An 8971-nucleotide genomic window follows, 5' to 3' on the forward strand; every position below is an offset into this window, starting at 1 on the left:
TGGAGCTTCCGGCCTTCCATACGGTCAAGGTCAAGTGCGCGGTGGCTGTCCTGGTGTGTATCGCCGCTCAGGCCGCCACGCCATGGCGCTCAGCGATGCGCAGCAACAAGGTGTCCAGTTCTTGCAGGATCAGCCGATTGTCATCCGCCCGGCGCACCAGCGCCGAGGGCATGGCGGGCAAATCGATTTCGACGAATGCGATCTCGGGTGTCGCGTAGTAGCTGGCCGCGCGCTTGGTCAGCATGAGCAGGCCCTGCCGTGTATTGACCGCCGCGATCCCTTCCCGGATGGTGCGCACCACGGGCCCGTCGCCAATCGGGCGGCCTTTCGGGGTGTGCCGCGGGAAGTGGTAGTCCTGCCATTCCTGGTTGACCGACCCCGGCACCATGCGCACCAGGCGCTCGTCGGCCAATACCTCCGGATCCAGCAGCGCCGCCGAGGCAAAAGGGTGATCGTGCGCGACGCAAAGCATGCGCTGGTCCCGCAAGACGATGGGGCCGTGTCTCAGGCCATCCGCCCCGAGGGGCAGCCGGCAGAAGGCGGCGTCGACGGAGCCATCCGCCACCGCGGCATAGTGGGTGACATAGGTCAGCTCGATGAACTCCAGCTCCACGTAGGGGTGGGCGGCCTTGAATTCGGATACGAGTGGGCGGTACAGCTCGTAAAAGCCGCCACCCAGAAAGCCGATGCGTAGATGGCGCGGCTTGCCGGCCGCCTGGCGCTTGCAGTCGTCCAAGGCGCCTTTGATCATGATGACGGCCGGCCCGGCGCCCAGTTTCAAGGTTTCTCCCAGCGGCGTCAGCGCGACACGACGGCTGCTGCGTTCAAACAGCGGGCCGCCAAGCGTCCTTTCCAGCGCCTTGACGGCTTCCGACACAGACGACTGGCCCATATGGAGCGTCTCGGCGGCGCGGCCGAAGTGCAGCGTCTCGGCGACGGTCAGAAAACACTCCAGTTGGCGTAGGTCCATGCTCGCGGTGCTCGAAGGCAGGGCGCACTGCTGCCCCAATTGATCGGAAAGTCCGATTGATTGGGCGAATAATACCGCTTGTTCCCCCTTCCTGCGATGGGCAGAATTTCCTCCGCCTATCAATTTTCGGGCAAACCAACCTTGAAGGAGGGGTGGGTGTGGAAGAAATAAAACAAAGACGCGACAGCGTCAAAAGATCGGCAGAACCGATTGAATTTCTAGTGGATGGCGATCGCATCCGCGGGACCTTGTATCTGCCGGCGAACGCCAAGGGACCGGTGGGCGCCGTCGCCCTGGCGCACGGCTGGTCCATGGTGGCAGGGGGCGACCTGGAGGACTACGCGGCCGCTGTCGTCAACGAAGGGCTTGCCGCCTTGACGTTCGATTTCCGCAACCTGGGGCGCAGCGAGGGACTGCCCCGTCAGGAGATTGACCCGCAGCGGCAGATCCAGGATTTCAGATCCGCCATTTCGTACCTGCGTCAGCGGCCGGAAGTGGACCGGGAGCGCATCGGTATCTGGGGCAGCAGCTACAGCGGCGGACACGCGCTGACGGTCGCCGCGATCGACAAGCGGGTCAAGTGCGTAGTGAGCCAAGTCCCGACGACCAGCGGCTTTTCCGCCGCGCAACGGCGCGTGCGGTATGACAAGGCGGCTGCCCTGCAAGCCGCCTTCGAAGCCGACCGCGAGGCCCGCGACGCAGGGCAGCCGCCGGTGACCCTGCGTATGGTCGATGCGGATCCGGACGCGCCGGTGGCTTACCCCGGGCGGGAATCCTACGAATACATGACCGGCGAGGCCGAGCGCTGTCCGTCGTGGGTCAACGAGGTGACCTTGCGGTCGCTGGAACTGGCCCGCGCCTATGAGCCGGGCATGTATGTCCGTCGTATCGCGCCCACGCCATTGCTGATGATCGTGGCGACGGGCGACGGACTGACACCCGCCGATCTGCAGCAGGACGCGTTCAATGCCGCGCACCAACCCAAGCAACTGCTGCTGCTACCCGGCGGCCACTACTCCGTCTACACGGAACACTTTGAACGCACCAGTCGCGAAGCTGCCGGTTGGTTTGCCCATCACCTGCGCTGACGCGCGACGGATAAAAAAATGACAACGACAATCATGGAGACACAGGACCGCCGGCGGCGGCTCGCATCGCTGCGCGCCGCCGCCGTGGGCAACGCCCTGGAATGGTTCGACTGGACACTTTATGGCACGTTCTCGGCCTACCTGGCCATGAACCTGTTCGATCCCGCCGACCGGACGTCGGCGCTGTTGGCAACGCTGGCCGTCTTTGCCGGCGGCTTTCTCGCCCGACCCGTCGGCGGCTGGTTGTTCGGCCGCATCGGCGACCGCTATGGCCGAAAGTTCACGCTCGTCCTCACGATGTGCCTGCTGGCGCTGACCAGCCTGGCCATCGCCGTGCTGCCGACTTACGAGCAGGCGGGGGTGTTTGCCTCGGTCCTGCTGTTCGCCTGCCGCCTGATGCAAGGCCTGGCGCATGGCGGGGAATCAGGCGTGGCCTACACCTATGTAGCGGAGATAGCGCCCGCCGCCCGTCGCGGCCTGTGGTCCAGCTCGGTGTTCGTCAGTGTGACCATCGGCGTGATGGCCGCCACCGCGCTTGCCGCGCTGTTGACGTCTTGGTTGGGCAAGCCGGCGATGGAGGCGTGGGGATGGCGAGTCGGGTTTGCCGTGGGGGCGCTGCTGGGCGTTTACGCGTTGTTCCTGCGCCGCAACGCCAGCGAGAGCGAGGTATTCGAGCATCAGGCGGAGCAGGGCGGGGGCCAGAAGGCGTCAAAAGGCCAGGCGCTGCGAATCGCACGCAATATCGTGATGATCGCGGCGGCGTCCAACGCCACGTACTACACGTGGGTCACCTTCGCGCCCGCCACGGCCATCGCTACCAAGGGCATGGACCCGTCGGGCGCCTATACCGCCAGCCTGATCGCGCAATTGATATGCCTGCTCTGGTTGCCCGTCTGCGGCTGGCTGGCCGACCGCTATGGCCGCAAGCCCATGGTGAAGGCCTTTGGCCTGGCGGTGGCACTGGTGGTCTTTCCGGTATCGCACCTGGTTACGGACCAGCCGTGGACGCTGTTCGTCGCCCAGTTGATCGGCCTATTGGCATGGGCGCTGCTTGCGGCCATTTTCCCGGCCGTGATGGCGGAACAGATTCCCACTGGCGCGCGGGCGATGGGCGTGGGGTTCATTTCTTCGCTGTCGGTCGCGATATTCGGAGGAACCGCGCCCTACATCAATGCCTGGCTGGGCGCCCAGGGCCTGGATTGGGTCTACACGGCTTACGTGGGCGCGCTGGGCTTGATGGCGTTCGCTGGCGGCTTCTTGATCAAGGAGACTGCGGGCATGGACCTGAACGACATCCGCCTGCCGGGGCAAGCGCCCGGCGGCGCCGCGGTGGAACGCGCCGCGTTCAACTGAGTTTCAACCTTTTCAATACGGTATGAGCAACATGATTTATACGGATCTGGCAGGAAAAGTCGCGGTCGTCACGGGCGCGGGCGGCGGCATCGGCCGTGCGGTGGCGGCGGCGCTTCGGGCCCAGGGGGCAATCGTAGTCGCCACGGATCGGGAGGCCGGCGCGATGTCCGGGGTGGATGCGGATTGCCGCGAGCTTGACGTCACCCAGGCAAAGGCCGCGCAAGCGCTGGCCGCCGCCGTGGCGTTGCAATATGGCGCGGTGGACATCTGGATCAACAATGCGGGCTTCATGGCGCGGGCGCCTGCTCTGGATATCGACGAAGCGGCCTGGCAGCGCACGATGGACATCAATCTGAAGGGGACCTTCTTCGGCGCCCAGGCCGCCGCACGGCACATGATTGCGCAAGGCGGCGGTGTCATCATCAACTTGTCCAGCTACGCAGGCGTGAAGCCGAGGCCGAACTGCGCCGATTACGCGGCGGCGAAGGCGGGTGTCGCGCACCTGACCCAATGCCTGGCGCTTGAATGGAGCCCCAAAGGGATTCGCGTCAACGCCATCGCGCCTGGATTCATCGAAACGCCGATGAGCAGCTGGATGCACGCCGACGCCGGCACCTACGCGGAATACGTGGAACGCCTGCCCGCGCGGCGCATGGGGCAGCCCGCCGAAATCGCCGACGCGGCGTTGTATCTGGCGTCGCAGGCGTCGTCCTACGTCACGGGCCATGTGCTGCTGGTGGACGGCGGCGTGTCCAAGATATGAAAGACAAACCCGGAATGGATCCGTACTGGAAGGGCAAGGCTGCCGTCGTCACGGGCGCGGCGCGCGGGCAGGGCGCCGCCGAAGTGCTACGGCTGCTGCGGGCAGGCGCAGTCGTGCATGCACTGGATGTGCTGCCCGACGGCGACGGGAGTTGGACGGCGCTAAGGACCGCCGCGGGCGATGATGCGGACCGCTTGAGGGTGCGGATCGCGGACGTCAGCAGCGAATCGGATTGGCTTGCCCTGGCGCAAGACCTCTCTCATGGAGAGGCGCCCCTGTTCGGGCTGGTGAACAACGCCGGCGTCACCCTGCGCAAGACGGTGACCGAAACCACGCATAGCGAATGGCGCCGCCTGCTGGACATCAATCTGGATGGGCCTTTCCTGGCCATCCGCACACTTGCTGCTTTGATGCCGGCCGGCGCCGCAATCGTCAACACTTCGTCCACGGCCGGGCTGACCGGCTATTTCAGCGCGGCGTATACGGCCAGCAAATGGGCGTTGCGCGGGTTGACGCGGGCGGCCTCGATGGAACTGGCAGGGCGGGGCATACGCGTGAACACGGTCTGTCCGGGCCTGGTTGAAACGCCGATGATCATGCAACCCAACGCCGTCCACGACGCCGGCCGCGCCCGGCTGTTCTATGAGGGCAATCGCGATGCCACGCCGCTTTCGCGTGGCGCCGACGCCGATGAGATCGCCGCGGCCGTGATGTTCCTGTTGGGCCCCGAGGCATCCTTCATCACCGGTGCGGACTTGCCGGTCGACGGGGGCATGACCGGCGGCGGCATCTACTGGCGTATCGGCAAAGCGACGGGGAACCTGTAAGCCCTTGCCGATAAGGCCCCGCGCCCTGAATCAGGGCGCGGGGCCTCTTTTTTCGCCTTTAAGGCCATTGTTTTGGTGCGGCATGCTTGTTACCGCGGTGAATTACATAAAACATATGTATGCTGTATGATATCTTACATGTAATGCAAATAAGTGACGATAAGATTCCATTATCGTGACTAGTTATTCAACACGGCGCCCGCCAATCACGGAGCAAGCGGCCATGGCCACAGGAATCACCGAAACCGACGTCTGGACCGCCGCCGACGCCCTGTTGCTGGAAGGCGCCCGGCCCACCATCGAGCGGGTGCGGCAGAAGATCGGCCGGGGGTCGCCCAATACCGTCAGCCCGCATCTGGAGACCTGGTTCCGGGCGTTGGGCGCACGCATCAAGGACCCGGGCGCGTTCGCGGCGTCGCCGGCCATTCCCGACCCGGTCGCGCAGGCTGCCGCCCACTTCTGGGAAACCGCGCTGGGGCAGGCGCGCGCTGAACAGGCCGAGACCTACCGGCAGCGGTGGGGCGAACTGGCGCAGGAAGGGGAACGGCTGGCCGCCGACGCAGAGCAATTGCAGCAACGCGAAATCCAGTTGGCCAACCGGGAACAAGATCTGCAGGAAGGCCTGAAAGTGGCCACGGCCCAGCTCGCGGCCACGGAAGACCGCTTGCGGGCGGCGGAGCAGCAGTTGCGCCAGCGCGACGATGAGCTCAAGCAGAAGCAGCAACAGCTGGAAGACGCGCGTAGCGCCGTGCAAACGTTGCTGACCGAGGCCGAGAAAATGCGCAGCCTGCATGCCCAGGCACTGGAGGCGACCGAAACGCGCCATGCCGCGCACGAACGGCGTTGGCTCAATGAGCTGGACGGTGAGCGGGGCGCCGTCAAGAAACTTCAGGCACGACTGGACGAAGCCCAGATCGCCAGTCAGCGGCAAGCAGCCCAATTGCAAACGGCATTGACCGAGGCGCAAGAGGGCAAGCGTGTGGCCGAGCAAGGCGCTCAGGCGTTGCGTGGCGAGATCTCGGTCGTGCAGCAACGGCTGCTTGCCGCGGACCGCGCTGCAAGCGATGCGTTGGCGGCGGGACGCCAGCGCGAGACGGCATTGGCGTTGCGCCTGGATGCCGCAGACGCGCAGTCGGCGTCGCTGCTGACGCAACTGAGCCAGAAGGACGGGCAATTGGCGGATCTGACCCGCCACCTGGTGGCGTTGGCCAGCGAGAAAGCGGCGGCCGTTACATCAGAGCGGCCTGCCACGGCGGCTGCCCCGGAGGATCCGCGGTCAGAGTAGGCGTAAGAATTGCCGGCCGGCCAAGCGCCGGCAACGTGAACCCACTGCGCTCTCCGCTTCAACGCCCGGGGTAGACACCCTGGAAAGGCGTGTTGTCCGGTTCTCCGAAGTTGTCCGCGTGGTAGTTGGCGTGGTCCTTCATCGTGCTGTTAGCGCGCGGCGGGCTGGAGCTGTATGAGCTGGGCGCGGTGCAGCCGGCTAAAGCAAGGGCCAGCAATACGCCCGCTGTGGTCAAGAGCTTCATGGCATACCTCCTTAAGAGATAGACGCCGTCCGAAAGGTGGCAACCGGAGAGTCCGGCGCCATCGCCATCCGAATCCGGCGGCATCGGCCCGATGAGCAAGCGGCGTGCCCGACGGGCATGACGGCAAGATACAAGTGCACGCGAATTTCGGATAAATTCCAAAGAATCGCATCGATGCGCATCCCGAGGCACTCGCCCATGGGTCGCGATGCGTCATCACGCAGGGTGGTCAGCCTTGCCGGGAGCAGCGGGTGAATACACGTCCTACCGTCGATCTTGCCCGAATCCTGCTTGTCATCGTGATCCTGTCCGCGTTGATGGTGGGCAGCCTCTACATCCTCAGGCCGTTCCTGCCCGGACTCATCTGGGCCACTACCATCGTGGTGGCGACCTGGCCTGTGCTGCTGGCCATCCAACAGCGGGTCGGCGGGCGCCGCTGGATCGCAACGTTGGCCATGCTTCTGATCCTGCTGTTCGTGATCGTGCTGCCCCTGTATCAGGTGATATCCACCCTGGCGGAGCACGGCGGGGCGATCATGGCGGCCGTGAAAAGCCTGCCCGATTACGCGCTGTTGGCGCCCCCGAGCTGGGTGCGCGCCATTCCCCTGGCCGGCCCGCGCATCGCGCAGGAATGGCAGAACCTGTCCGATGCGGGCGCGGGCGGCCTGCTGGCCCGGCTGGAACCCTATCTGACCATGGCGGCGCACTGGCTGCTGAGCCACGCGGCGATCGTCGGCGTGTTCGTCATGCACATGCTGATCACCATCGTCATCGCCGGCATCTTGTACAGCCAGGGTGAGGCGGCGGCCGATTTCGTCAAGCGTTTCGCGAACCGGCTGGCCGGCCAGCGCGGCGTGGCGGCGGTCCGGTTGGCGGGCGCCGCCATCCGGGCGGTTGCATTGGGTATCGTGGTGACCGCCGTGGTGCAGTCCGCGCTGGGCGGGGTGGGGCTGTGGATCGCGGGCGTGCCCGCGGCCGGCATCCTGACCGCCTTGATGGTGATGCTGTGCCTGGCGCAACTGGGCCCGTTCCTGCCGATGCTGGGCGGCGTGATCTGGCTGTTCCAGAACGATATGAAGGTGGCCGCCATCCTGCTGTTGATCTGGGCGGTGCTGGTCGCCATGCTGGACAACCTGTTGCGCCCGATGCTGATCAAACGCGGCGTGAACCTGTCGTTGCTGCTGATCCTTTCCGGCGTGTTGGGCGGCATGTTCGCCTTCGGCATCGTGGGCCTGTTCATCGGGCCGGTGATCCTGGCGGTGACGTCAACGCTTGTGAATGCCTGGATCGCGGATGTGCCGCCGCCCGCCGCGACGGCGGAAATGCCAGACACCGCAGGCCGCAAGCTGCCCGAGCCGCCTGCGGAAAAGGCGTAACATCTGCCTGACGCCGCGGGCGCTTCGCCCGCGTTTTGCAACACCCCGGCAATACTTAATGACGATGCACCCGTTTGTGCTGGCTGACAGCACGCCTGAATCCCTTTCCCGACCGGCCACGCCCGCATGCCAGGCGGTGGCGCTATGAGCGAAAGCGTAAGACTGGCCAAGCGCTTGGCCACGGAACAGTCCTGCTCCCGCGGCGATGCCGAGCGCTATATCGAAGGCGGCTGGGTCGCGGTCGACGGCAAGACGGTGGAAGAGCCCGGATTCCGCGTCGCGCCCGGACAAACGGTCAGCCTGCTGCCCGGCGCCAAGCTTGAAGACATGCGGCCCGTGACCGTCCTGGTGCACAAGCCCGAGGGCATGTACGCCGACAACGAACCCGGGTCGGCGCGCGACCTGATCGTGCCCAAGAACCTGATGCCCGGCGACCGCTCCGGCCAGCGCTACCTGAAGCGCATGTTCAACGGCCTGAAGCTTGTCACGCCGCTGGAACGCGCGGCCAGCGGGCTGGTCGTCTATACGCAGGAATACGCGATATCGCGCAAGCTGATGGAAGAGGGCAAGCTGGTGGAGCAGGAATACGTGGCGCAGGTTACCGGCCAGTTGAGCGAAAGCGACCTGGCCCGGCTGCAACGGGGCCTGGCCTTCGAGGGGCGTGCCGCCACGCCGATGAAGGTTAGCTGGCAGAACGAAACGCACCTGCGCTTTGCGCTGAAGACGCCGCCCCTGGGCTTCATCGAATACGTATGCGATACGGCGGGCTTGCGGCTGCAGGCCCTGCGCCGCATTCGCATCGGGCGCCTGCCGATGGCGGGGCTGGCCGTGGGCCAATGGCGCTACCGGCTGGACTACGAGCGGTTTTGACGCCGCATGGATTTGACACTGCATTGATAAGACCGACGACGACCATGAATCTGTCCGCCGAGCTCGCGCAGAACCAGAATCCGGGCCGCCGCGGCTTCCTGAAACAGACGGGCGCGCTGTGCCTGACGGCGTTGGCGCTGAGCGGCTGCGCCAGCCGGGCGCCTGGCGCACGCCAGCCGGCGGTCGCCAAGGCGA

General features: G+C 65.6%; 9 protein-coding genes. 7 read left to right on the forward strand and 2 right to left on the reverse strand.

The window, feature by feature from the left end:
- Positions 1-67: 67 nt before the first annotated feature.
- Positions 68-970, reverse strand: coding sequence for a LysR family transcriptional regulator (locus HG262_RS26855; protein ID WP_169273917.1), 903 nt, complete (start codon positions 968-970; stop codon positions 68-70).
- A gap of 221 nt (positions 971-1191) precedes the next feature.
- Here HG262_RS26855 and HG262_RS26860 point away from each other — a divergent pair, with 221 nt between their 5' ends.
- The 5 genes from HG262_RS26860 to HG262_RS26880 all read left to right on the forward strand — a co-directional run bounded on the left by HG262_RS26860 (position 1192) and on the right by HG262_RS26880 (position 6286).
- Positions 1192-2058 (forward strand): alpha/beta hydrolase, encoded by an 867-nt coding sequence (locus HG262_RS26860; RefSeq protein WP_348984427.1) that lies wholly within the window; start codon positions 1192-1194, stop codon positions 2056-2058.
- An 18-nt stretch (positions 2059-2076) separates the two neighbouring features.
- Positions 2077-3411, forward strand: coding sequence for an MFS transporter (locus HG262_RS26865; protein ID WP_169273918.1), 1335 nt, complete (start codon positions 2077-2079; stop codon positions 3409-3411).
- A gap of 22 nt (positions 3412-3433) precedes the next feature.
- A complete protein-coding gene (locus tag HG262_RS26870) occupies positions 3434-4174 on the forward strand; it encodes an SDR family NAD(P)-dependent oxidoreductase (protein WP_248293513.1) in 741 nt (246 codons plus the stop codon).
- A gap of 14 nt (positions 4175-4188) precedes the next feature.
- The gene (locus HG262_RS26875; protein ID WP_169273926.1) at positions 4189-5001 is read left to right on the forward strand and encodes an SDR family oxidoreductase; all 813 of its coding nucleotides are present in this window, start codon (positions 4189-4191) and stop codon (positions 4999-5001) included.
- Positions 5002-5224: 223 nt separating this feature from the next.
- Positions 5225-6286, forward strand: coding sequence for a DNA-binding protein (locus tag HG262_RS26880; protein ID WP_169273919.1), 1062 nt, complete (start codon positions 5225-5227; stop codon positions 6284-6286).
- A 58-nt stretch (positions 6287-6344) separates the two neighbouring features.
- On the opposite strand, the gene HG262_RS26885 is transcribed toward HG262_RS26880, so the two are convergent.
- Positions 6345-6530 carry a hypothetical protein gene (locus tag HG262_RS26885; RefSeq protein ID WP_169273920.1) on the reverse strand — a complete coding sequence of 62 codons (186 nt, stop codon included), beginning with the start codon at positions 6528-6530 and terminating at the stop codon, positions 6345-6347.
- A 251-nt stretch (positions 6531-6781) separates the two neighbouring features.
- Between HG262_RS26885 and ydiK the strand changes: the two genes are divergently transcribed.
- Together ydiK and HG262_RS26895 are read left to right on the forward strand one after the other, a co-directional pair.
- Complete coding sequence (gene ydiK, locus HG262_RS26890) at positions 6782-7906, forward strand: AI-2E family transporter YdiK (protein ID WP_169273921.1); 1125 nt, start codon at positions 6782-6784, stop codon at positions 7904-7906.
- Positions 7907-8050: 144 nt separating this feature from the next.
- Positions 8051-8776, forward strand: a complete 726-nt coding sequence (locus HG262_RS26895; RefSeq protein WP_169273922.1) for an RNA pseudouridine synthase — start codon at positions 8051-8053, stop codon at positions 8774-8776.
- Positions 8777-8971 lie beyond the last annotated feature (195 nt).

This window comes from Achromobacter sp. Bel (assembly GCF_012928505.1).
Classification (GTDB): domain Bacteria; phylum Pseudomonadota; class Gammaproteobacteria; order Burkholderiales; family Burkholderiaceae_B; genus Achromobacter.